Origin of the sequence: Spirosoma profusum, from assembly GCF_014699005.1 — a bacterium.
Taxonomy (GTDB): Bacteria; Bacteroidota; Bacteroidia; order Cytophagales; family Spirosomataceae; genus Spirosoma; species Spirosoma profusum.
The window spans coordinates 1-23,395 of record NZ_JACWZY010000005.1; the positions used below are offsets into that span (position 1 = coordinate 1).

20 protein-coding genes are annotated in these 23,395 nt (G+C 48.0%); 10 read left to right on the forward strand and 10 right to left on the reverse strand.

Annotation, left to right across the window (positions count from 1 at the left end; all coding sequences use genetic code 11):
- The first annotated feature begins 214 nt into the window (after positions 1–214).
- From IC229_RS07695 to IC229_RS07715, 5 genes are all read left to right on the forward strand, one after another.
- Complete coding sequence (locus IC229_RS07695; RefSeq protein ID WP_190886376.1) at positions 215–1,891, forward strand: putative maltokinase; 1,677 nt, start codon at positions 215–217, stop codon at positions 1,889–1,891.
- 84 nt (positions 1,892–1,975) lie between these two features.
- Positions 1,976–2,410 carry a hypothetical protein gene (locus tag IC229_RS07700; RefSeq protein ID WP_190886377.1) on the forward strand — a complete coding sequence of 145 codons (435 nt, stop codon included), beginning with the start codon at positions 1,976–1,978 and terminating at the stop codon, positions 2,408–2,410.
- Between the two features lie 5 nt (positions 2,411–2,415).
- On the forward strand, positions 2,416–2,757 hold the full coding sequence (locus IC229_RS07705) for a hypothetical protein (protein WP_190886378.1): 342 nt from the start codon (positions 2,416–2,418) through the stop codon (positions 2,755–2,757).
- A gap of 120 nt (positions 2,758–2,877) precedes the next feature.
- The gene (gene glgB, locus IC229_RS07710) at positions 2,878–4,926 is read left to right on the forward strand and encodes a 1,4-alpha-glucan branching protein GlgB (RefSeq protein WP_190886379.1); all 2,049 of its coding nucleotides are present in this window, start codon (positions 2,878–2,880) and stop codon (positions 4,924–4,926) included.
- Between the two features lie 137 nt (positions 4,927–5,063).
- The gene (locus IC229_RS07715) at positions 5,064–5,837 is read left to right on the forward strand and encodes a hypothetical protein (protein WP_190886380.1); all 774 of its coding nucleotides are present in this window, start codon (positions 5,064–5,066) and stop codon (positions 5,835–5,837) included.
- A 27-nt stretch (positions 5,838–5,864) separates the two neighbouring features.
- Here IC229_RS07715 and IC229_RS07720 read toward each other — a convergent pair whose 3' ends face one another.
- On the reverse strand, positions 5,865–6,827 hold the full coding sequence (locus tag IC229_RS07720; RefSeq protein ID WP_190886381.1) for an alpha-E domain-containing protein: 963 nt from the start codon (positions 6,825–6,827) through the stop codon (positions 5,865–5,867).
- Positions 6,828–7,234: 407 nt separating this feature from the next.
- Here IC229_RS07720 and IC229_RS07725 point away from each other — a divergent pair, with 407 nt between their 5' ends.
- Both IC229_RS07725 and IC229_RS07730 read left to right on the forward strand, forming a co-directional pair.
- Entirely contained in the window at positions 7,235–7,975 is a 741-nt protein-coding gene (locus IC229_RS07725) for an NIPSNAP family protein (protein WP_394355929.1), read from the forward strand.
- A gap of 88 nt (positions 7,976–8,063) precedes the next feature.
- Positions 8,064–9,458, forward strand: coding sequence for a Gfo/Idh/MocA family protein (locus IC229_RS07730; protein ID WP_190886383.1), 1,395 nt, complete (start codon positions 8,064–8,066; stop codon positions 9,456–9,458).
- A gap of 8 nt (positions 9,459–9,466) precedes the next feature.
- On the opposite strand, the gene IC229_RS35280 is transcribed toward IC229_RS07730, so the two are convergent.
- From IC229_RS35280 to IC229_RS07755, 5 genes are all read right to left on the reverse strand, one after another.
- Entirely contained in the window at positions 9,467–11,569 is a 2,103-nt protein-coding gene (locus tag IC229_RS35280) for a DUF5723 family protein (RefSeq protein ID WP_223833913.1), read from the reverse strand.
- Between the two features lie 132 nt (positions 11,570–11,701).
- A complete protein-coding gene (locus IC229_RS07740; protein WP_190886384.1) occupies positions 11,702–12,310 on the reverse strand; it encodes a hypothetical protein in 609 nt (202 codons plus the stop codon).
- A gap of 79 nt (positions 12,311–12,389) precedes the next feature.
- Complete coding sequence (locus IC229_RS07745) at positions 12,390–14,258, reverse strand: ABC transporter ATP-binding protein (RefSeq protein WP_190886385.1); 1,869 nt, start codon at positions 14,256–14,258, stop codon at positions 12,390–12,392.
- A gap of 63 nt (positions 14,259–14,321) precedes the next feature.
- Positions 14,322–15,278, reverse strand: a complete 957-nt coding sequence (locus tag IC229_RS07750; protein WP_190886386.1) for a glycoside hydrolase family protein — start codon at positions 15,276–15,278, stop codon at positions 14,322–14,324.
- Entirely contained in the window at positions 15,271–15,468 is a 198-nt protein-coding gene (locus IC229_RS07755; protein WP_190886387.1) for a hypothetical protein, read from the reverse strand. The genes IC229_RS07750 and IC229_RS07755 overlap by 8 nt, the downstream gene beginning before the upstream one ends.
- Between IC229_RS07755 and IC229_RS07760 the strand changes: the two genes are divergently transcribed.
- From IC229_RS07760 to IC229_RS07770, 3 genes are all read left to right on the forward strand, one after another.
- Complete coding sequence (locus tag IC229_RS07760) at positions 15,458–16,450, forward strand: helix-turn-helix transcriptional regulator (protein WP_190886388.1); 993 nt, start codon at positions 15,458–15,460, stop codon at positions 16,448–16,450. The genes IC229_RS07755 and IC229_RS07760 overlap by 11 nt on opposite strands.
- Positions 16,447–16,974 (forward strand): thioredoxin family protein, encoded by a 528-nt coding sequence (locus IC229_RS07765; RefSeq protein WP_190886389.1) that lies wholly within the window; start codon positions 16,447–16,449, stop codon positions 16,972–16,974. Before IC229_RS07760 ends, IC229_RS07765 begins: the two co-directional genes overlap by 4 nt.
- Positions 16,975–17,042: 68 nt before the next feature.
- A complete protein-coding gene (locus IC229_RS07770) occupies positions 17,043–17,552 on the forward strand; it encodes a low affinity iron permease family protein (RefSeq protein WP_190886390.1) in 510 nt (169 codons plus the stop codon).
- A 3-nt stretch (positions 17,553–17,555) separates the two neighbouring features.
- On the opposite strand, the gene IC229_RS07775 is transcribed toward IC229_RS07770, so the two are convergent.
- From IC229_RS07775 to IC229_RS07790, 4 genes are all read right to left on the reverse strand, one after another.
- Positions 17,556–18,635: an AAA family ATPase gene (locus tag IC229_RS07775; protein WP_190886391.1), complete on the reverse strand. Its 1,080-nt coding sequence runs from the start codon at positions 18,633–18,635 to the stop codon at positions 17,556–17,558.
- Between the two features lie 109 nt (positions 18,636–18,744).
- On the reverse strand, positions 18,745–19,662 hold the full coding sequence (locus IC229_RS07780; protein ID WP_190886392.1) for a PorP/SprF family type IX secretion system membrane protein: 918 nt from the start codon (positions 19,660–19,662) through the stop codon (positions 18,745–18,747).
- Positions 19,663–19,771: 109 nt separating this feature from the next.
- A complete protein-coding gene (locus IC229_RS07785) occupies positions 19,772–22,234 on the reverse strand; it encodes a carboxypeptidase regulatory-like domain-containing protein (protein ID WP_190886393.1) in 2,463 nt (820 codons plus the stop codon).
- Positions 22,235–22,420: 186 nt separating this feature from the next.
- The gene (locus tag IC229_RS07790) at positions 22,421–23,383 is read right to left on the reverse strand and encodes a PorP/SprF family type IX secretion system membrane protein (RefSeq protein ID WP_223833914.1); all 963 of its coding nucleotides are present in this window, start codon (positions 23,381–23,383) and stop codon (positions 22,421–22,423) included.
- Positions 23,384–23,395: the final 12 nt, after the last annotated feature.

Below are 23,395 nucleotides of genomic sequence, written 5' to 3' on the forward strand. Positions count from 1 at the left end.
ATACATTGGTGGTTCTTTGTACTTACAAACCTACTGGCTCCTTATTTTATTTAAAATACCATTTTTAGACGGCCTCTTATATCCAGGAATTTTTTATCTTCAAATAAGTGCGTTATTGCGTAAACGCTCACCGACGTAGTGCTTCGACCAACGTAGCAAGTTGGTGTAGTCTAATCGTTCAGCTTTGACATAAACTTTAGTACGTAGAATACTCATGCCTGTGGCCCAACCCATCGCTTCAGACACGGCCTGGCTTAACGTAGCGACGGATAGTCAGTTCTGGGAAAATCTGGCTCAGACAGTGCTTCCTGCCTACGTCAATACGTGTCGCTGGTTTGCGGGTAAAGCTCGCCAGCAACAGGGATTTTCCATTCCAACCATCCACACACTTACCCTATCCGATCAGAGTAATGCTTATTTGCTGATTCTGGAAGCCCGTTACGTCGATGGTATTCCAGAAAATTACCTGCTGCCCGTATCGTTCATTTTGCAAAACTCCGATATACCAGAAGCCATTTCGCAGAGCGATATTCCGGAGAAAGGACGTATCGGCAACGTAGTGCTGAATGACCAGGCGGGCCTACTGATTGACGCCATCTACGACGAACGCTTTCGGGAAGCCTTATATACAGGCATTTACAAAAATCAGACGGTAGATCAGACGAGAGGTCAATTAACGTTTCATCGTGGGAAAGGGCTGGATGAGGAGGATGATACGTTGCCGTCGCGGGTGCTGCCCGTCGATTCGAGTAATTCGGCCATGACGTTCGGTGATAAATACTTCCTGAAACTTTACCGGAAACTTTTTCAGGAAACTAACCCAGAAGTCGACATGGTGGCGTTTCTGACTGAGGAAAGCGAATTCGCTAACATTCCAGCGTTTGGCGGGAGCATCATCTGGCAACGTAGCAATTTCCCCGACGTAACGCTGGGTATGGTCCAGCGCATGGTTCCAAACGAGAAGGATTCCTGGATGCAGACCGGCGATTACCTCAACGATTTCCTGTATGGCGTACCTAATCGGATGTTTGCCATTCGGGAAGACGTTTTCGATAAAGTTGAACTGCTTGGCCGACGTACCGGCGAGTTGCACTGCGCTCTGTATAAACCTGATGCCGAAGCGGCCTTCGCACCAGAGCCATTCACCGACGAATACCGCCAGTTTCTAATAAAACGATTCGAGGATTTGCTCGACCGACGGTACGCCTTATTAATTGATAATTACGCCAAACTCGACCCGCAGGCACAGCGGCTGGCCTGGGTATTCATGGAAGCTAAAGAGATGATTGACACATTCATCGACGACTTCCATAACCGCCCGCTCGATTCGCTACGTATCCGCATTCACGGCGATTATCACCTGGGGCAGGTGCTGGCCGTATCAGGTGCTACGTCGGAAGGAGGCCAGGGGGATTTTGTGATCATTGATTTTGAGGGCGAACCAGAAAGCAGCATCACCGAGCGTAAAATCAAACATTCGCCCCTGAAGGACGTAGCAGGCATGATACGTTCGTATCATTACGCTGTTTCGGCCAAGCTGTTCAACTCGGCAGAAACCGAAGGGCTGAACCCTAACCACCTCCAGCGCGTATCGGATCGCTGGTTTTATTTGATACGTGATACGTTCCTCGATGCATATCTGGATGTATTTGGCGCACCGCATCCGCTGTTCAAAAACAACAGCGAAATCAATTTTCTTCTGCTGATTTACTTGCTGGAGAAAGCCGTTTATGAACTAGGTTACGAAATCAGCTACCGTCCCGCCTGGGTGAAAATTCCGCTGAAAGGCATCATCGACGTAGTACGTGAAATCGAGAAAATTCGCCTGAGCGATGGAAACGTAGTACCCGACGTACCGATGCTGCAAACCGGGCTGCTCCAGCCAAAGTAAGCCATGATTCTGCTGCCGTATGAAAACATAACGTATCGAACCCAACTGACTGAATCAGAGGCCATCAGGCGACTTATGGATTCGGTGGAACCCAGAAAAGCGATTCGTTTTGACCTGTTTGGGTCCAGTTCAACAATGCCTTACGAAGGGGAAATTACTGGCAACCGATTTTCCATAAGTAGAATCATCGGCTACCGAAACTCATTTTTACCGCAAATCAGCGGTGTCATTCAGGCTGATGTTCAGGGAACAATTGTGCGCGTTAAAATGGGGCTTCACCCGTTGGTAATTGCTTTTCTCTGTGCCTGGGTTGGTTTTGCAGGTATGCTGCTTCCAGTTTCGATCGCAAGCCTGTTTGGTAGCAGAAATCAATTCGAAAAAATGGACTTGCTTCCTTTAGGCATGCTTGTGTTTGTCTACGCGCTGACAATGGGCGGTTTTAAATTTGAAAGCAGCCGATCCAGAAATGATTTGCTGGAATTATTTGAAGCTGAAATTATTACTAAAGAAACCATTTAAAAATCATGACATTGCAACAACTACACGATGAACTCAGAAGGCAACTTCTGGACATTGATGGTATGACCAGCCAACCCTATGTTTCTACAACGGGCAACACGCCTAAAGGCGGCATTGAAGAATTTAAATTGATTGGGAAGCCCTTTGCCGGACTACGACTGACCGACAAATTCCTTATGCTGTACTTAATGCCCTTACACGAGTCGCCTAATCTGGACGCCCAGTACGGCCATCGACTTAAATCTGTTCGAAGCGGAAAGAGCTGCCTGAAGATTACGAAACCCGAAAAGTTAGATCGGGAAGCTGTTGATGCCATTCTGGACAAGGGTGCCAGACAGTGGTTCTAGTTTATCAGTAATGTTCGAACGATTGTCGGTGAAAAACGATAGTCACTTTGTCCCTCCCACTTTTTTTCTAACTTTCCGGCCCTGATACGGTTCATTCACTAGAACGCATCTGTCAAATCTATGGCAAAACGCAAAACCACGACTTCACCGTCTCCTACACCCGAAATCGAACAACCCGTAGTTACTACGTCCGTGAAACCGGCAACCCGTAAAAAAGCGCAACTAGTTTCCCCTGCGCCTGCTGAATCCGTGGTGCAGGATGGATCATATTCCCGCTTCACGGATTTCGACGTCCATTTGTTTCGGTCGGGAAAACACCACCGTCTTTACGAGAAATTTGGTTCACATACTGTTGAACACAATGGCGTTATCGGTACGTATTTCGCCGTTTGGGCTCCTTCAGCGCGTTACGTTGCCGTTATCGGTAATTTCAATGGCTGGGATAAGGGCAGCCATTCGATGAGTGTCCGCTGGGATTCGTCGGGTATTTGGGAAGTTTTTATCCCGAATATTGGCCGGGGCGAAGTGTATAAATATTTCATCGTTCACGAAAGCGGTCGTGAACTGGAAAAGGGCGATCCTTATGCTCACTCCTGGGAAATTCCGCCCAAAACCGCTTCGGTCATCTGGGATACGTATTACGAATGGCAGGACCAGGAATGGATGACCAATCGGCATACTAAAAACGCGCTCAATGCGCCTGTTTCTGTCTATGAAGTGCATCTAGCATCCTGGCGACGCGATCCCAGCGCTCCTGAACGGGAGCTGAGTTACGGCGAAATTGCTGATGCGCTGGTTCCTTACGTGCAGGATATGGGCTTTACACATGTCGAATTCATGCCGATAATGCAGTATCCGTATGCGCCTTCCTGGGGCTATCAAATTACGGGTTACTACGCGCCTAGTAGCCGATTTGGTACACCACAGGATTTCATGACGCTTGTAGAACGGCTGCATCAGGCTGGTATCGGTGTTATTCTGGACTGGGTTCCGTCGCACTTTCCAGGCGATGCGCATGGCCTGTATGAGTTCGACGGGTCGCATCTATACGAGCATCCTGATATGCGCAAAGGGTATCATCCCGACTGGAAAAGCTATGTTTTCAACTATACGCGCCCCGAGGTACGTTCGTTCCTGCTGAGTAATGCGCTGTTCTGGCTCGACCGTTGCCATGCCGACGGTCTGCGGGTCGATGCCGTAGCGTCCATGCTCTATCTCGATTATTCACGTAACGCTGGCGAGTGGGAACCCAACATGTTTGGTGGCCGCGAAAACCTGGAAACCATTTCATTATTCAAAGAACTGAACGAAGCCATATATAAAGAATTCCCTGATACGCAGACGATTGCCGAGGAATCGACTGCCTTTCCAGGCGTATCACGACCGGTATATACAGGGGGACTGGGTTTTGGTATGAAATGGATGATGGGCTGGATGAATGATACGTTACGTTACTTCGAACGCGATCCGACTTTCCGCAAATATCACCAGGACGAGCTAACGTTCAGCACCATTTATGCCTTTACCGAAAACTTCATGCTACCTCTTTCGCATGATGAAGTAGTGTATGGCAAGCATTCGCTGCTTTCTAAAATGCCCGGAGATGAATGGCAGCGATTTGCCAATCTACGACTGTTGTTCGCTTATATGTTTACCCACTCTGGCACCAAATTACTGTTTATGGGTGGTGAATTCGGCCAAACGTCGGAATGGAAATTCGACGCCAGCCTCGACTGGCATCTGCTGGAGTTTGCTCCGCATAAAGGTATGGCAGCCTGCGTGAAAGCCCTGAATACACTTTACAAGACCGAGCCAGCGCTATACGAACGTAATTTTACGTCCGATGGCTTCGAGTGGGTCGACACCACAGACCGCGAAAACAGTATCGTTACGTATCTCCGTAAAGGAAATGACGCTACCGATACGTTACTGATTATCCTGAATATGACGCCAGTTCCGCGTACTAATTACCGCATTGGTATTCCGGCCGCCGGTACGTATCGGGAAGTTTTCAACAGCGACGCTACGGAGTTTTACGGCAGCGGATTCATCAACGGGCAGCCATTGATGAGTGAAGATGAAACGTGGCATGGACGTCCGCAGTCGCTTCAAATCAACGTACCGCCATTGGGCGCCGTGATACTAAAAATCGTCAGAACCGGGATTTAGCAGATGTAGGGATTTTCAGGATTTTGCTTTCGTTTCTTCGAAGCGCTCAATCAATTAACAAAATCCTGAAAATCCCTACATCTGCTAAATCCCGGTTCTGACACTATCTTTGCGCGCACGCAAGCTGAATTGATTGCATGAAGAAAATACTTGTTGCGTTATTAACGTTCGTTTCTCTTAGCAGTTTCGCACAATCGCCGGTAGCGGCCCGTCTGAGTAGCGGTTACGATGTAGGAATGGCCTACACCCCTCAGCATTACAACCCTTCAATTACGTATTATCAGCTTCTGAATACCGGAAATCGCCGACTCTTTGCCCTCGGCTGGACCCTCCGGGCCGGTGCTTTTTACGGCGATAACCTTAATTATTATACAGCCCCAGCCCGCCTGACGCGCGGCAAAACAGGCTTTGGCGCCTTAGGAGCCCCTTTAATCGATAAAAACATCGATACCATGCGCTACGATTACGTATCGATGACATCGATCAGTGCCGGGATTAGGGCGCAGCTTAATCTAGGTATTGTTGAAATTGGGGCCAGTGCCGATTTGATAGGTTTAACGCTGGGCAAGTCACGTATCGGTCGCTATAAATCATCGACGGGTCAGTATACAGTAAAAAATGCGACTGGAGGTGATTCGCTTACATTGTATTTTCAGGGAGTCAATACGTTTCAGAAAACATCACCCAGTACATTCAACGTACGTTTGCTGGGCGATAATGATATTGGCACCCTCGCTACCGAAGTCTACGCTCGCGTGTACATAACCCAACGTTTCGCCGTTAAAGCGGGTTATCAATGGCTAACCACCGAAACCTCAGCCGCTAACCGCGACGTAGTAGCCGACAACAATCGCTTCCGCCACCGGGTTGGGATGGGGTATTTGGCACTTACATTTCCGGTTTTCTTCTGATCACCACGCGGGCGGCCCCGTCAGTCATTAAACTTCGACCGGCTTCAAATCGAAATAGGTTTCAAAAATGGCCTCACCTGCTTCGTTCGTTCTTGTCTGGAAATTATCCAGATATTGATGCAGCCCGACTTTAAAAATGTCGGCGGTTTCGGTGAATTCGATGTCGGAACGTAGCTTGGAAAGTGATCGTTCGGCCGAATTACCAAAGCCGCTGGTGATGTTGTTTCCCGAAATTTCGTACAGTGAAAGTTCAGCCTGACGGATGCAATGTGAAACCGCCCGAGGAAACATTTTATCCAATATCAGGAACTCGACGATGCTGGAGGGCGTAAGTGACCTGTGCCGCTGACGATGCATGTTATAGGCGCTCACGGAACGTAGCACGGCCGACCAGATCATTAAATCAATTGTGGTACCTACTGCGCCAACATCGGGAAGCAACGTAAAATATTTTACATCCAAAAAGCGAGACGTTTTGTCGGCCCGTTCCAGAAATCGGCCTAATCGGCCAAAATGCCAGGCTTCATTCCGGGTGATAGTCGCGTCAATGATTCCGTAAAATAGTTGCGTACCGTTCCGGATTTCCATAAAGAATTCCTGCGTCTGGCTCTGGCTCCACTCCTGATTCGGAGACGTATCACGCACCATCATGTAAAAGTTATTAAGATGCTCCCACATCTGTTTCGAAATAACCTCCCGAATGGTCCGGGCATTTTCGCGCGCATAGCTGAGGCAGGAAACAATGGAATTAGGGTTCCGTTTGTCGAATGTCATAAACTGAATGACATTCTCGCGAGTAGGCTGCTTGTAATATTTATTGAACTTCTGATTATCAGCGGTGGCCGTAAGTAAAGGTTCCCACTGCTGATTAACATTTGGAGGTAGATCGAGCGCCAGATTAAAATTAACGCTCATAAAACGAGCGTAATTGTCGGCCCGCTCAATGTAGCGATGCATCCAGTAAACAGAACTCGCGACCCGGCTTAGCATATTTTATAAAGTTAGGCGAAATAGGTTGTATACCAACAAAAATAACGAGAATGAGCTTTTAGGCAATAAAAAAGTTTGTGAAACAAAATTTCACGAAATAATAGCCTTATTTCCAAGTATTTAAGCATCCTATAATTTGTAGCTACTAATGACTGCCTGCACAGTAAAAGCCACACATTCAACTGAATTGAACAAAAATACCATAAAACCGGCTGACGAACGTAGCAGTTACTCCAGTTACTTCTCCCTACCCTTCACGTTGCCATGCGGATGCGGATTAGCCATTAAAACAGTTAGAAAATTGGTGATAAACACTTATATCACGAACGTAGCAACTTTATATGCGAAATCACATGTCTATCAAATTGTCTTTACTCACCTTCAGTATGTTATGTGGTACGTTCGCCATGGCCATATCTGATTCGGAAAAAACAGCGTCGACGAAACCAGAAAAAGCGCCAGCGGATTCTAAACTCTACGAAGTACGGATTTATCATCCAACACCGGGCAATTATGCCGCTATTGTCGATCGTTTCCGGAAATACACAACCAAAATTTTCGAAAAGCACGGCATGGAAAACATCGGTTACTGGATGCCAACCGATACGTCGCGCAAGGAACTTATTTACATTCTGGCCTATCCGAACCGGGAAGCCCGTGATGCATCGTGGAAAGCTTTCGGCAGCGACCCTGAGTGGAAAGCCGTGGTGGCCAAAACAGAAGCTAACGGAAAAATCGTTGACCACGTCGACCAGATTTTCATGACGGAATCCGAAATTTCGCCGAAGCTTAATCTGAAGCAGGCCTCTCCCGAACGTACCTTCGAGTTACGTACCTACACCCCTTCGCCCGGCAAATTACCCAACCTGCTGAATCGCTTTCGCGATCATACTCTGAAATTATTCACCAAACACGGCATGACGAATGTTGCCTACTGGATAACGCAGGAAAAAGATCCATCCGCACAACCGAAACTAGTGTACATTCTGGCGCATCCGAGCGAAGCCGAAGGGAAAGCTCATTTCGATGCTTTCCGGAAAGATCCAGACTGGGTGAAGGCCAAAGCTGAGTCCGAAAAAGATGGTGCATTGACGACTAAAGTAGAGTCAGTTTACATGAAACCAACTGATTATTCGCCCATCAAATAAACGGTAAGCCAGCCAATACCTTAGTTTTCGGGGTCCCGACAAACAACCTCATTTGACAATCGGTTTCAGACGTAAACTCAACTACGTTATGAAACCGATTTCTCGTTTTTTTAATCTACTATCTAATTCTTTAGAATCAACTTCTGTATCACGACAGGATTTTCTACAACTCACAGCTCAAGGATTGGCGGCTGGTGCCTTAACCACTACGTTTGTTTCCTGCGAACAGAACCCGAACACACAAACTTCTAGTCCTACGTCGAGTGGGGTTTCCAGCGGCTCAGTTCCCAAACTTCCTGCTACGTCTCCCCCCGCCGACGTACCAGCGGATTCCACAAAACCCATTGAATTAGAGCAAATAAAAGCTAAAACGGAACAGCAGGAAGGGCCAACCCCTACCCCACTGGCTGACGACCAGCGTGTTGGTTATGCACTGGTTGGGCTCGGTCACCTGACACTGAATCAGATTTTACCAGCCTTTGGTGCATGTAAAAAATCGAAAGTAGTGGCTCTGGTGAGTGGAAGTCCCGAAAAAATGCAGAAAGTAGCGACTCAGTACGGCATAAAACAAGAATCTTGCTACAGCTACGCCGATTACGACAAACTGCGAGACAACAAAGACGTACAAGCCATTTACATCGTATTGCCCAACGGAATGCACGCCGAATACACAATTCGTGGGGCTCAGGCGGGTAAACACATTCTATGCGAGAAACCAATGGCTAACACGGTTGCCGAATGTCAGGCGATGATTGATGCCTGCAAAAAAGCCAACCGTAAACTCATGATTGCGTACCGGATTCAGTATGAACCGCACCACCGGATGGTACGTGAGATGGTGCAGCAGGAAAAATTCGGCAAGGTAAAATCCATTATGGCTAATAATGGTCAGAATTCTGACAATCCGAAACACTGGCGTTTCAACAAAGCGCTGGCTGGTGGCGGTTCGCTTCCAGACGTTGGCCTTTACTGCCTGAATACGATACGTTACCTGCTTGGCGAAGAACCAACGGAAGTCGTTGGTTACGTTCATAGCACGCCCAAAGATCCGCGTTTCACGGAAGTTGAGGAACAGGTAAACTGGTTGATGAAATTTCCGAGTGGCGTACAAACCAGTTGTGCTACCAGTTACGGCCATCACGATGATAAGAACTATAAAGTGCTGGCCGACAAAGGATGGATCAAGATGGACCCAGCTTTTCCGTATACAGGTCTGGAGTTAGAAACTAGTCAGGCGGAAGGCAAGGAAAATCAGGTAATTCAGCACAAAATTGCCGATAAAGACCAGTTTGCGACTGAAATGGACCATTTTTCAGACTGCATACTAGCAGATAAAACGCCTTATACACCAGGCGAAGAAGGGCTCCAGGACCAGAAAATCATGGAGGCTATTTATCAATCAGCGAGGGAGGGTCGCCCGATTAAATTGATGCCTGTCGATAAAAAGGATGCCTTTCGAGGTTCGGAACCAGAACAGGCTTAATCACTATGTTATGGGGCATTGATAATACCCAGTTTGAGCCCTGTTTTGTAATTGACTGCTACGTTATCCGTAAACTTAAAACGCTCAAGGCTGATCGAGTTCGCGCTCAGTTCTTCTTTGAATAGAGCAAGAATACTAGTTACCTGCGCCTGGCTCGATCCCGAAACAACCATGGTAATTATTCGTTTCGGATTGGCTGCCAGATACGATTGAAGAACATTTAGTGATGATATGGTATATTTTGGACCATGTATCCAACTTGTTCTCAATTGATTGAGCAGAAACTTCTCGGAGACAAACAGGCCGACCGTATCTGTAGGCGCAATATCAGCCAAAGCGCAGCCGCCAAACTCTTTCAACCCAAATTCGTTCGGGCAGTTGTCTTTTGAGTCGCGTAGACCATCGCCGTCCGAATCCGGGCAACCGTTAAGGTCCTTTCGCCCGGCAACGGTGGGGCACTCATCCAGGTTATTAGCAATGCCATCGCCATCCGAGTCCGGGCAACCTTTCATATCAGCAGGACCAGCGTCGCGGGGGCAGGCATCATCTTTATCAGGAATTCCATCGCCATCCGCATCCGGACAGCCTTTATTTGCAACCAGTCCGGCTTGTTGCGGGCAGTTATCCTCAATGTCCTGAATCCCATCTTTATCTGCATCCGGGCACCCCTGAAAGGCCTGAATGCCAGCTACGTCAGGGCAAAGATCAAGTTGATCGTTAATGCCATCCCCATCAGAATCTAAATTCTTTTGCCGTTTGGCAGCAACTGTTTTCGTTGATTTACCACCAAATGGTATAGATACGCCGGCAAACAGGTGCGTAGCCAGGTTATTGTACGAAAAGAAACCAAACAGATTATCGCTTCCGAGCGTAACGTAGCCGTATCGGACGTGGGTACCAATGGAAACTTTACCCAGGTCCTGCCAGTAGTTCAGCATGGCCGAATACTCGAGTTTGGCGGTTTCGTATCGTCCGCCAAGCGTTATTAACTCCGAACGATGCTGAGCGCCTGGTACTGTAGTTGATGGTTTCCACCATGTACCGCTCAAAAACCAGTTCCTGCCTACATTGGCGTCAAGTTGAACGGATAATGTCTGGGGCAATTTTGCGTATAGTTCGCCTGTTTCGCCCTCAGGCAGCACACCGAGTGTACGGGCAACGGCATCCCGGATCTGGGTTGGGGACTTAGGAGGTTGAATATCTGACTGTTGCAAGAAACTGGTTGTAGGAATTACGCGCCAGACACTGGCACTTTTATAACGTATACTGCCCATATCGAGCAGTGATATGCCCAATCGAAATTTATAGAGATTCTGTTTAGTAGGAAACCGTGCCTCGCCCGTCGTCTCTACCCGATTTTCTATTGTCTGTGGCCGAAATTCGTACGTAAAGCCTAAATCGAATCCATTCCCTGTTCCGGGCACAGTACCCAGAATGGCGTCGGCAGGCGTTAATCGCGACAGCGTCACCAAATCCGAATAAAATACCTGCATTTGTCGGACAGTGTAATTTAGCCGGTCCGACTGGGCTTCAAAACTTCCTTCAGCGGCCATGGTTGCCGTCTGCAAACCGCGTACGTGCTTATACGTTCCACCGATTTTAACAAAATGGCCGCCCCGGTCAATAATAGGGGCTGCGTACGATAAAGCAATTTCGCCAAATGAATCGGCATTTAATGCAGGAGAACGGTCGGCCAGTAGTAACGGCGTTTTTTCACCCTGAAACCAGCGGATCAGATCGTAATCATTCGAGAAATTCAAATCGGCCCGGTAGCGGGTCGAAACGGCTAATGCATGCTTGTTTCGGAATTGAAGCAGAAAAGCTGGCCCTCGCAGATCTGACTGTTTCAGAGCCAGTTGTTCACCACCTAGTTTAAGATTAGCCTGCACAAATGGAATAGTTGCAAGTGGTAAACGCGGCTGTGTAGTTGCCTGGAACGATGCCGTTGCTACGTTGACAAACATCTTCCAGGGCGAATCTGCTATTGACGACGGGTTTATATACAGGCTATTCGTCCCAGCATAATTGCTGAGTTGATAGCCAGTCATGCGTTGTGCTTGTAAGAAGCCCGGTAATAAGCAAAGAGTCCCGAAAAGGAGACGTTTCGTCATGCAGCTGTAAAAGAGGAATTTTCGCAAAAATGCTAAGTTATCGCTCCCCCTGCAACAAACAGGCCAACGACTTAGCCGACGGTAGGTCTACTACTAAAAATTAGCTAGAGACATCCTTAAATAATCCAGTTTCTAATGGTGAGCCGTTGTCGATCTTGGCGGGTTAATCATAATGTGCGCCCGGTGCGTACCAGGGTCCATGATCCAGGGCATACCTGGAGCTTCCTCCTTGAGCGGTAAACCTGTACTTTCGGCGGTAGCATACGGAATATAAACAACGTAGCGCAGATAGCCATCTTTAACTTCGCCAGTTGCAGCATTGTAGTTTTCGTCTTTGGTCGTATAGGAGAACAAAGTCGATGGATGTGAGGGCATCGTGAGTTTTTTATCCTTGGTTTCCTGCTCACGGATCGCCAGAATTTCGTTTGCCTTTTTTCCTTCTTTCTTCAGAATACGTCCCCGCTCCATAAAAGGGTCCAGATCGCGGTGATAGCACGACACGCTAAGCCCTTTCTGAGCCGGATCATCGGCCAGGCAAATCATTTCGTTCGTCCCCTTACGTAGCACGACAAATTCATTCTTCTCCGAATAGCCATATACCATAGCTCCATCGCGTTTATCGGCCGGAGCGGCTAACACGGCGGTTTTAATTTGCATATCGGCTGGAGGAATCGAGGGCGTCTGGGCGAACACCAGCGTTACTCCACCTAGTAAAATGAACGTAGTAAAAACGGCTTTCATAGTCAGAACGGTTAGTATTTAGTATGGAAAGATAGGGAAATAACTATCCTGAACCTTCGCAAAACCAAAAATAAAACCGTTACTGATACCCCCGCGCCTGCAAACCGAATAGCTCGGCGTAACGACCGCTTTTTTCCAGTAACTCGTAGTGAGAACCAATTTCGAGCAACGTACCGTTTTCCAGCACCAGAATCCGGTCAGCCATACGTACCGTGCTGAATCGGTGCGAAATGATTACTGACGATTTTCCCTCGGTAAGTTTCGCAAATCGCTGAAACACTTCGTATTCGGCGCGGGCATCGAGGGCGGCAGTTGGTTCATCCAGAATAATCAATTGGGCATCTCGCATATACGCCCGGGCAAGCGCCACTTTCTGCCACTCACCACCCGACAGCTCAACGCCTTTGTTAAACGAGCGACCCAATTGCTGGTCATAGCCACCCGTCAGTTTAGCAATAACCGTATCAGCTAAGCTACGTTGCGCCGATGTTTCGATACGTGGCTGATTGGTACGTTCATCAATGTCACCGACGGCGATGTTAACACCCGCCGTCATTTTGAACCGTGTATAATCCTGAAAAATAACCCCGATGTTACGTCGCAGTTCCATCAGATCGTACTCGCGTAAATCATAGCCATCGAGCAAAATTCGGCCTTCGGCTGGGTCGTACAGACGAGCAAGTAATTTGACCAGCGTCGTTTTACCGGCACCGTTTTCGCCGACCAGCGCTAGTTTTTCGCCCGCCTGCAACGTAAACGATAAATTACGTAGCGCCCAGCGTTCAGAGTTGGTGTATTTAAAGCCAACGCCTTCAAACACAAACCCTTCACGTATCGGTTTTGGGAATGGTCGGCTGGTTTTTGGCGAATGGATAAGCGGTTTGATAGCGAAATAATCGAACAAATCCTGAAGATAAATCGCTTCCTGCGTGAGGCTGCTAAACTGAAGCAAAATTCCTTCCAGCGAACCCCTGACCTGCCGGAATGAACCCGCCAGAAACGTCAGATCGCCCAGCGAAATCTGCCCGCTCACGGCCCGCATTACAATCCAGACATAAGCCCCATAGTAACCCGCTGTACCCAGCGCCGACAATAACGTTCCCCAACCAGCGCGACTGATCGCCAACGAACGATTCTTCAGAAAATACTCCCACGACAACGTGCGAAAGCGATCAATCAGGAAATCGGACAAGCCGAAAATTTTAACCTCTTTGGCCGTTTCGTCGCTCGCGCCTACGTAGCGTAGGTAGTCGAGTTCGCGCCGTTCGGGCGTCCAGGATCGGGAAAGCGAGTAGCTACGTTGGTTGAAGTAATTATCGCCGATAAACGAGGGCGTAACGGCCAGCAGAATAAGCAGCAAAAGCCACGGATTATACACCGCCAGACCAGCCGCCAGAAATCCCACCGAAATCAATTCCTGCACCTGCCCAAAAACACCTGATAACAGCACCGTCCTACCGGTAGTCTGGCGTCGAGCGCGTTCGAGTTTGTCATAGAACGTAGCATCTTCAAACTGTTCCAGATCGAGCGAGGCCGCGTGTTCCATCAAACGGACCGACGTCCGATTGGCGAACAGATCACCCAGCAAACTATCCATCAGCGATACCGCCCGTCCCAATGCTGTTGAAAGAATAGCTAATCCAAATTCGGCACCAACCAACCACCAGAGGTATTCCGTATCACCTTGTCCACCGGTTTTCGACAACGTAACAACATGATCGATAATCAGTTTACCAACGTAGAGCGTAGCCGCCGGGATAGCCGCCCGAACAAGACGTAACGCGGCATTCCCCAGAAACAACGCCGGAGACACCTCCCAGACCAGCCGGAAAAACGCCGGCAAATTGCCGAGGGCCGCGAAGCGTTCCCGCCAGCTCACCTGATCTTTCGGGTCGGTAGGAACAACGCCGTTTGGCGGTCCACCCGCGTGTGCAGTTACTTTAGCCATACACAAAACAGACAAGCCAGCAGACGGATTAGTTCACCCAGGTTTGACGGTCTGGACAGGCTTTCAGCACGTTAGTTCGGCAATCAATTTTTTAAAAACAGTGTAGGCCGGTTTTGGCGAATAATCATCCCGCATTATCCCGAACTGATAAAATATATTTTCCTGAGAACTGTCAGCGTCGCGCAGATCAAACAGCTCATACAACGTAATATTGAACGTAGCACGATGCGCATACACCGCCCGAATAATGGCCTCCAGCGTTTCAGCTTGTCGTTCATAGGTTCGTGTTGAATTGGTGGGCCATCCGTTTTCGCCAATGTGAATCGGTACCGTGGCTGGAATACCCGCCTGCGGCAAATTCACCTGCCGAAACTGCTCCAGCACGACACGTACCGCGTCCCATAACGTAACATTTGGAGGTAAGGGCGTAAAAACGTCGGGGAAGAAATCGAGTGCTACGTAGTCGAGTGCATCCACAAAAGACTGTCCGCCAAGCTGATACAGTTCCCGCCAGAAATCATCAGCCGGATTAAAATTGATGGTCGCGCTGAAGCCGACTTCGATTGATACGTTCAGCCGCTGAATTTCTGCTTTTGCTGCCAGTATGCCCGCCACTAAAGCTGCCCGAATATTCGGTGTAATGCCATCGCCACCCGGTCCGGTTGAGTTTGCTTCTTCCGTTATTTGCAACGTAGCAAGATGCGGAGCGTATTGCTGTAACATAGTCCGAATAAAATCAGTCCAGCACTCAAATGGGTCATCAACAGCACGATAACATAGTACTAAATCGAGTTTTCGATTCGGAGCAACGTATTGCGTAAAGTCGGTGGGCGTTGTATGCTCAATCTGCCCGTTACCTGCATATCCCACATACACCCGAACCCGAAACGATTTATCAGTTGGTTGCAGGTCATCGAGTGCATCTCTGATACGTTCAGGAATATCGGCAGGGCCATTTACTAACCCACTCTCGGCACCCGTTGCGCTTCCCGGATATAGTCCAAATGCAAATTCAGCCATCTTTTATGTCGATTAATTCGACCGCGAACTTACTACGTTGGCTACGCCTGATGGCCACGCGAAACGGATCGATGATCCCGCGAAACGGATTACTTTCTCCATCGACCTGATACGTTTGCCAGCTAGTCGGCCTGAGTTCACCATTTTGCCAAATCAGACGTTCTGCGTAGCTTCGTTTTATGCAAATCATTTCGCGCAACTACGGGCATTATTTCAACGAATATTCCCGCAGTTACCCCACCGAGTTCCATGAAGCCGCTGGTTACTCAGAAACGCACGTGCAATTGGCCGACGAAGTATCGCAGGGTGAATTAGGTGAATTTTGTTTTCAGGGTGTGCGTATCCACTACGGCCAATTTCAAACCCTGAAAGCCGATACCATTTGCTCGACAGAAGATTTTTCGTCGGTCGAGATGATGTTTCTCCTGCAAGGCCACATCTCGCATGAATCGTCGCTACGCACCCGATTCGCATCTCAGCAGCACAATTTGAGTTATCGACCTTATGGCGATGTCCGAAGCTTATTCGAAACCGGTGATTATCAGTACGTTGGCGTGCAGCTTACAGAAACGTTTTTCAGTCAGTTTGCCGACGACACGGCTCCGCTTCTGAATCAATTGATGAACCACATGGCCCGACGCGAAACCGTTACGTTGTCAGATCGGAATCTACCGATTACGCCCGCCTTACAAAAACAACTGATTGATGTAATGCAGACCAATCGTCCGCAGCCCCTCAAGCGCCTGTATCTGGAAATGACCGTGCTCGATTTGCTACGTCAGCAACTGGAACAGGCCGAAATTTCACAATCTTCCAAAATCACTACGTTGAAAACGAGCGACGTAGAAAAAATCATAGCGGTCAAAAATCGGCTCGATAGCCGTCCGTTCGATACGTATTCCCTCCTGCAACTGTCGCGCTACGTTGGCCTGAATGATTACAAACTCAAAAAGGGATTTCGCGAACTGCTTGGCACGACTGTATTCGGCTACCTAAGCTCTATACGAATGGATTATGCTCATCAATTGCTACGTAGCACGAATCAGACCATTGGCGAAATCGCGCTGACACTTGGCTACAGTGAGTCGCATCATTTTTCGACGGCCTTCCAGCGCAAATTTGGTTATTTACCCAGCCAGCTACGTAGCGGTACTACGTCGTCCGATCTATGAAACACCGTGCTCTTCTCGTTACGTTAATCAGTTTATTTTTGTTCAGTAGCCAGGTAGAAGAGCCCGTCGGTGTCCGCTTTTTTACTGGCTCGTGGCCGGATGTGCAGGCTGAATCCAAACGGCTGAATCGCCCCATTTTCGTCGATTTCTATACGAGTTGGTGCCCACCCTGCAAGCGCATGGCCCGCGAAGCGTTTCCGAACGCGAACGTAGGGGCTAAATTCAACGAGAATTTTATCAATTACCAGTTGGATGCTGAAGTGGGCGAAGGCGTCCAACTGGCGAAACAATTTGCCGTAGCGAGCTACCCGACGGCCTTATATTTTATTCCATCGGGCGACGTAGTACATAGAGCCGTCGGGTACGGCGGTGTGAATGCCATGATTAAACAGGCCGATCTGGTGCTTTCGATGTCTAAAGTACGGCAGGCCCGACGTAGGCGAGTACCTCAGCCAAATTCAGTTGTACCAACGTATCAAAAAAATCCCTCCGATTCGACAAAAGCAGATACGTTTCTTCATTAATTGATTTTAATCTCACAAACGTAACGCCGTACAGTTAATAGAGAAATTTCACCATTCTCCCTAATGACATGGATACAAATAAATCCGGTAATTTCTTTGAGCGGTTTGCATCTAAATCAACGGAAGTTACCGGCTCGTCGACGGCTTTTCTTATCGCCTTACTGACCATTATTATCTGGGTTATCACCGGCCCAATATTTGGTTTTTCCGATACGTGGCAATTAATCATCAATACTGGTACTACCATCATTACATTCCTGATGGTTTTCCTAATCCAGAAATCACAGAATAAAGATTCGCTGGCGATGCAGATCAAGCTCAACGAATTGATTGCCGTCAACCGGAAAGCCAGTAATCGCCTGCTCAACGTAGAAGATCTGACCGAAGAAGAACTCAGAGAATTACACCGCTTTTTTGGTGAACTGGCCGAACGCGCTAAAACAGAAGCCAAACTATCTTTGTCTCACTCCATTGAGGAAGCCGAAGACATTCACGAAGATAAAGTTCAGGAATTGAATGAACGGGAATCTGTGCGCCATCAGAAGAAAACAACGCCCAAAAAACCAGCAAAGTCCTGACCTCTAGAAACCCATTTTCACTTCGTGCCGCTCGCCCGAAACCGTCTGTTCTTCCAGATTGAAAATGTCGGCCAGGGTCATGGATTCTTTGGTGCGAAAATCTGTGCCGAGATGCGTTAATAAATGGTTGGCTTTGGCCGGTGTCAGTTTGCCAAATGCATAATCAACCATCAGGCGTCCTTTACGTAGCAATGCCTTGTCAAGAAGATGTTTACTGGCGTTGAACGTAGCAATTACCTGTATATGCATGCAATCGGCCAGCAGACCATCGGTAAGATTCAGGATATTCGATACGCTGTTAGTGTCGCCCCCGGCTTCACGCGACTGAAGAATACGTTCGGCATCCTCAATAATCAATACCGAATCTTTATTATCGAGCAGAAACGGAATTATCTCGGGCGACGTCAGGTAATTGGTCATGTAGGGCGGCAAAATGAGCATGTCTTTCCTGACCAGCGAACTGAGGTATTTGATATAGGTCGTTTTACCCGTGCCCGGTTCACCGTGTAATAGAATCAGCCCTTTACTTTTCGGTTGTGCTAATAAGTTTACCAGCCGCTCGTGAACAGGCGGAAAATCGTCGTTGTAGTGTAAATCCAGATCAATTTCCGGCGGATTGATTTCGACACGCTCGGTATGCAGACCGCCCAAACCACTCTGAATCAGATAAATATGTGTCTGATTTTCTTCATGAACGTATTTATGTTCATGAAAACCATTCAGCAATAGTTTTGCCGAACTCTCTTCGCGATAGTAGCCGTAGAGCCGAAAAAATCGCTCACCCACGAACTCGGCTTTCAGGATAAGGCCATCGTCATGCTGATAGATTCGCTCGATAATCTGCCAGCCTTCATCCGTTACGCGGGTCGAGTGATTGATCAGTTTAAACCCTCGTTCGTCTAACAACTGCCGCGCTGATGGCCTGAAATCATCGTTGAAATGCAGATAGTTCGGGTAGCTGCCAAATGTCTGGACAAAATGAGGTGCCAGCGGAAACTCTCGGTCAAGATCGCTAGGAATATATAGGTTCTGGATGACAGCTTGGGTGGGCATACTACTTTCGGCCGCTAGGTATCGAAGCATATTAGCCCCAGAAATCTCGTTTTCGTAAGGTTTCAACCGGGCGTTTGGTTTTTGGTGTCGTATTAATAAGGTGTCGTTATTCAAACGTAGCAGATGTTCTTATCAGATATCAATACGTAAATTTTAATACGTTGGGCGCAAAACGTAGCATGACCTCATGAACACTTTCCTGAAAATACAAGCCAGCATTCGGATTTTCGGGTGTTTTTGAATAAAAAATATAGCCTAGCCGAATCGATTTTGTGAGTTGATACTCAGCCGAAGCCTGTAAATAATTGGTCTGTATCAACCCCGGACTATTCTGTCGGTACGATGCGCCTATGCCAATCTGCTCATTAAACCAGGCTTTCAGGTTCACATCGAATCCAAGTGGCCTATCTTCTATTTTCGATACCATCACCGACGGAATCAGAACTGTATTTTCGCCAGCGCTCAGATTCAACCCCAGTTGCGCCATCACCGGCCGAACACTTTTGTACAGATAGCGTCCCGACAAATCCAGTGCCTGACCCGTCATTTCGGGGGCCGAGATACCACCAAACCAACGATCAGATTGATAATAGATACCAACCCCAAAACTCGCAATGGCCCGGTTCAGGCTCGATGCACTGGCAAAGTCGTAAATCGGCAATACGTTGATACCACCCTGAATGCCAATCGACAACTTGGCTAATGCCGGTAAGTTGAATCGGTACGCTACGCTTCCGTAGGCTCCTGTAGCTGCAAAAAGTCCCATACGGTCGTTTTGCGCCTGGAATCCTAAACCTATTTTCCCGTTCGCAATAGCCCCGTCCACCGACACTGTCTGCGTAACAGGCGCAACACGAACGCTAATCCATTTGCGACGTAGTGAAGCCGTCAGATGAAGCGACTCCCGGCTACCGGCATAAGCCGGATTGATGCTCAAGGGTGTAGCAAGGTATTGCGAATATAAAACCTCTTTCTGAGCCTGGGCACGCTCATACGAAAGCAGTAACAAACAAACCAGCGATCCCCACGTAACGAAATTCTGAAATGCCAAGCGCATAAAATCTGTCGAAATAGGGACCAAGTTCCGAGGTTTTTGTCTGAAAACCTACTACGTTCCTGGGATGCCTGTATCTGGTTTATTTGTTAACCTGTTACGTATCTGATGCTCACCGTCTACGTTTTCTGGATTTCTGCTTTGACTTTTTGACAGACGGTTTTGACCTAGTAGTCAGTTTTGATTTTTCGCTAACGGATGCCGATTCTATGTTCAGAATTTTAATCTCAGTACGTCGGTTCAACTGGTACTCTTCTTCTGTACAGTTCACGCCGTCTTTACACTTATTCAAGGGTAAACTTTCGCCATACCCCCTAGCTACCATGCGCGGGGAGGCTATCCCCTTCGATTTCAGGTATGTAACAGCCGCTCTGGCCCGGTTACTTGACAGCGTTTTGTTGTATTTGGCTGAAGACCGACTATCCGTATGCGACCGCATTTCGATGCTCATAGCGGGGTATTTATTGAGCAGCTCCACCACTTTATCGAGTTCGACAGCGGCATCAGGACGTATTGCGGCTTTGTTTAAATCATAGTAGATGTTATCAATTTTAATAACGTCTCCTTTCTTAAACATAGTTAAGTCGGTGGTACCCGTTCCTTCTTTCGAGATACGGCTACCGACGGTGCCCATATTATCTTTCATCGCTTCAAGCCGATATTCGTTGCCAGCTTTCACCACAAATTCATAACTGCCATCAGCCCCTGTGAGTGTATCCTGCATGGTACCGTCTGTCTCGTTGATGAGGACCACTTTCACTCCTGAAATTGGCTTCTGACCCGTTTGTGTCGTTACACGGCCCCGAATGGTTGTGGTGGCTGGCTTTGCTGGAGCTAGTTTCGTGAGTGGAATTTCCAAACGCGAAGGCTGATCATCGGACATGCCTTTGGTCGAAAAACCCAGCTTATTATCCAGATAGCCCTCTTTTGTGGCCTGGAACTTTACTTCACTGTCGGCATCAATACAGACACGTATCAGCCCTTCAGCATCAGTCTGGAGTTGTTTCTGCCCATCACTCGCTGCATTATCCAGTGCTACAGACGTATTGGCAAGCGGTTCTCTCGACTCAGCATCGAATACGCTTAGTGTTAACTGACGACAGGGATAGAGCGATCCTTCGCGGGCGAACCGATACACATCATCATCAGCACCACCGTTTTTCCGATTACTACTGAAGAAGCCACTTTTGCGATCGCCATCAGTCACAATTCCGAAATCATCCTTAGGCGAATTAAGTGGTTCGCCTAGGTTACGTACCATTTTACCTTCTTTTCCATCAGACACAATCTGAGCATAAAACATATCCAGATCACCCAACCCCGGATGCCCGTCTGAAGAAAAATACAGGTTTCCTTTTTCGTCTATATACGGAAATAGCTCGTTTCCTTTAGTATTAACTTCTTTACCCAGGTTGATGGGTGTGCTCCATTTGCCATCGGCCCAACGTGATACGTATAGATCAGTACCGCCATAGCCACCTGGCATGTCGGACGCAAAGTAAAGGAGTTGATCGTCTTTGGAGAGAGCTGGATGCCCGGTTGAAAACTCATTACTATTAAAAGGAAGCTCTTCAGCTTTGCCCCAATATCCGTTTGTTTGGGTAGCGGTGTAGAGTTTGAGTTTGTTGATGCCATCCAGGCTCTTCCGAAAATGGCCTTCATTGAAGTTGTTACGTGTGAATATTACCCGCAAACCATCCTTGCTAAACGTAAGTGGCCCTTCGTGATATTTGGTATTTAAGTTGCGACTAAACTGATCCGATTCACTAATCGGGGTGTCCTCGTAACCCATTGTCATGTTATAGTCGCCGTAAAAGCCCACAGTTTTAGTGTCGTTAGACGTGGCAGCCGTGTAATCATCACTACCTAACGGCCGGATGAGCCGAGTGCGCTTATGTTTGGTTGTCGATACGCTACCACCCAGGCTGGAAGCTTTGTCGACACGTATATTGCTCAGATCAGGCAAATAATAGAGGTCCAGAAACGGCGAATTGTTCCATTTAAATACCCGTTTAACGCCGTTACCACCATGTCCAGTAGATACGAAAACTAACCCATCCCGGTAAAACATCGGGCTAAATTCGGCCTTCTTGGTATTCATCTTCAGGAATTCGACTTTATAACTGCCCGCATTACGTGTCAACGCACTAACGTCTTTATAAAGCTTTGAAAATGAAGGGCTTCTTTTGTCCGATTCCTGAAGTTTACCATATTTTTCGTAAGCTACCTGTGCTTCACGATATTTTCCGTTACTGGCCAGCACCTGCGCATAATACAGATAGCATTTGGCGTAATCGTTTGGCATATCGCCATTTCCCATTAAATCGCGGTAAACCCGTTCGGCATTCTGCGTATCGCGTAATTGCTGATAACTATAGCCGAGTTTAGCTCTGGCATCTCTACGTTCACCCTCGTTGATTTTTTCAGGGCTGGTCAGCGCTTTTTCGTAGAGTTCAACAGCTTTGGCATAGGCTAACTGATCGAATTGACGGTCGCCTTGCTTGACGAGCGACTGCGCGAATACCTGGCTAGTCAATAGCCAAAGCATCCCGATTAGCAAAACGGAACGTATCATAAATCTTAAGAGTTGGAAAGCAAAATGGGATGCTTGTGTAATCAGGTTTTATCCTGAAAACGTACTGTTAGTTACTGAAAAATTCCAATAAATGGAAGCACTGAGTTAAAAAAAAAGCGAAAGAGTAAAACCTCTTTTACCAGGTTTTTCAGTCTTTCGCTTTTATACGTTTTAATCCTTCCCCGCTTAGAAATAACGCGGAGTCAGAATGCGGTTTTTACCAAATCCAAATTCGTAACGGATCATGATCTCGTGCGAACTCGGTGCTACACTCTGAAAATTGTTCATCGTGCGGTCATAAGAGTAGCCGAACCGGAACTGATCCGTCAACTGAACTTCCACCATGCCCACTACTGCATCCGTGCTGTACTGAGTCCACGACGAAAATTGGTTCCGACGTATCGAAGCCCCAATCGCAATGCGGTCGGCAAACCAGAAGTTGATGTTGCCATCAAAACCAAGTGGCGCTCCTTCGGCATATTTAGCCAAAAACGAAGGCTTCATCTTGATTCCCGGACTCAGGCCTACTACAAAACCAGCAGCCACATAGGCGTGGCGACGTTGCACCGACCGATAATCCCCCGAGTTGTACTCACTCAGCTTGTTCTTGATCAGCCGAGGCACCGAGATGCTCAGATACGACCGGTCGTTGCTCAGATAGATACCTGTACCGAAGTTGGGCAGCACCTTCGAAATGTTGCTGGCAAAAGCAGGATCTACCTGACCTGTGCCATCCGGACTTGTTTGTACGTTAGCGAGGTTCCACTGGAAACTCGATGCACCGCCTTGCAAGCCTAGTGCCAGTGTCGATTTAGCGCCAACTTTAATGCGGAAAGCATAGGAGGCAAACGCACCAGCTTCCTGCATTTCACCGAACTTATCTCCATATAGTTGCAGACCAACACCGACCCGCTCCTGATTCAGGGGCATGTCCATTGTGAACGTCGCCGTCTGGGGAGCTCCCTGAACTCCCGTCCACTGATTGCGGTATAGGGCCGACATACTCAATACATCACGACTACCCGCATACGCCGGGTTCAACGCCAGCATGTTGAACATGTACTGGGAGAACATCTTGTCCTGTTGAGCCCGCACTTGGCTGCTGGTGATCCCCAGGATCACCAGCAGCGCTCCTGCCCACTGTTTCATTTTTAACTGAGT

Coding starts and splice junctions, on each gene's coding strand:
- IC229_RS07695 (WP_190886376.1), top strand. CDS start 215: ATGCCTGTGGCCCAACCCATCGCTTCAGACACGGCCTGGCTTAACGTA.
- IC229_RS07705 (WP_190886378.1), top strand. CDS start 2,416: ATGACATTGCAACAACTACACGATGAACTCAGAAGGCAACTTCTGGAC.
- glgB (WP_190886379.1), top strand. CDS start 2,878: ATGGCAAAACGCAAAACCACGACTTCACCGTCTCCTACACCCGAAATC.
- IC229_RS07715 (WP_190886380.1), top strand. CDS start 5,064: ATGAAGAAAATACTTGTTGCGTTATTAACGTTCGTTTCTCTTAGCAGT.
- IC229_RS07720 (WP_190886381.1), bottom strand. CDS start 6,827: ATGCTAAGCCGGGTCGCGAGTTCTGTTTACTGGATGCATCGCTACATT.
- IC229_RS07725 (WP_394355929.1), top strand. CDS start 7,235: ATGGCCATATCTGATTCGGAAAAAACAGCGTCGACGAAACCAGAAAAA.
- IC229_RS07730 (WP_190886383.1), top strand. CDS start 8,064: ATGAAACCGATTTCTCGTTTTTTTAATCTACTATCTAATTCTTTAGAA.
- IC229_RS35280 (WP_223833913.1), bottom strand. CDS start 11,569: ATGACGAAACGTCTCCTTTTCGGGACTCTTTGCTTATTACCGGGCTTC.
- IC229_RS07740 (WP_190886384.1), bottom strand. CDS start 12,310: ATGAAAGCCGTTTTTACTACGTTCATTTTACTAGGTGGAGTAACGCTG.
- IC229_RS07745 (WP_190886385.1), bottom strand. CDS start 14,258: ATGGCTAAAGTAACTGCACACGCGGGTGGACCGCCAAACGGCGTTGTT.
- IC229_RS07750 (WP_190886386.1), bottom strand. CDS start 15,278: ATGGCTGAATTTGCATTTGGACTATATCCGGGAAGCGCAACGGGTGCC.
- IC229_RS07760 (WP_190886388.1), top strand. CDS start 15,458: ATGCAAATCATTTCGCGCAACTACGGGCATTATTTCAACGAATATTCC.
- IC229_RS07755 (WP_190886387.1), bottom strand. CDS start 15,468: ATGATTTGCATAAAACGAAGCTACGCAGAACGTCTGATTTGGCAAAAT.
- IC229_RS07765 (WP_190886389.1), top strand. CDS start 16,447: ATGAAACACCGTGCTCTTCTCGTTACGTTAATCAGTTTATTTTTGTTC.
- IC229_RS07770 (WP_190886390.1), top strand. CDS start 17,043: ATGGATACAAATAAATCCGGTAATTTCTTTGAGCGGTTTGCATCTAAA.
- IC229_RS07775 (WP_190886391.1), bottom strand. CDS start 18,635: ATGCTTCGATACCTAGCGGCCGAAAGTAGTATGCCCACCCAAGCTGTC.
- IC229_RS07780 (WP_190886392.1), bottom strand. CDS start 19,662: ATGCGCTTGGCATTTCAGAATTTCGTTACGTGGGGATCGCTGGTTTGT.
- IC229_RS07785 (WP_190886393.1), bottom strand. CDS start 22,234: ATGATACGTTCCGTTTTGCTAATCGGGATGCTTTGGCTATTGACTAGC.
- IC229_RS07790 (WP_223833914.1), bottom strand. CDS start 23,383: ATGAAACAGTGGGCAGGAGCGCTGCTGGTGATCCTGGGGATCACCAGC.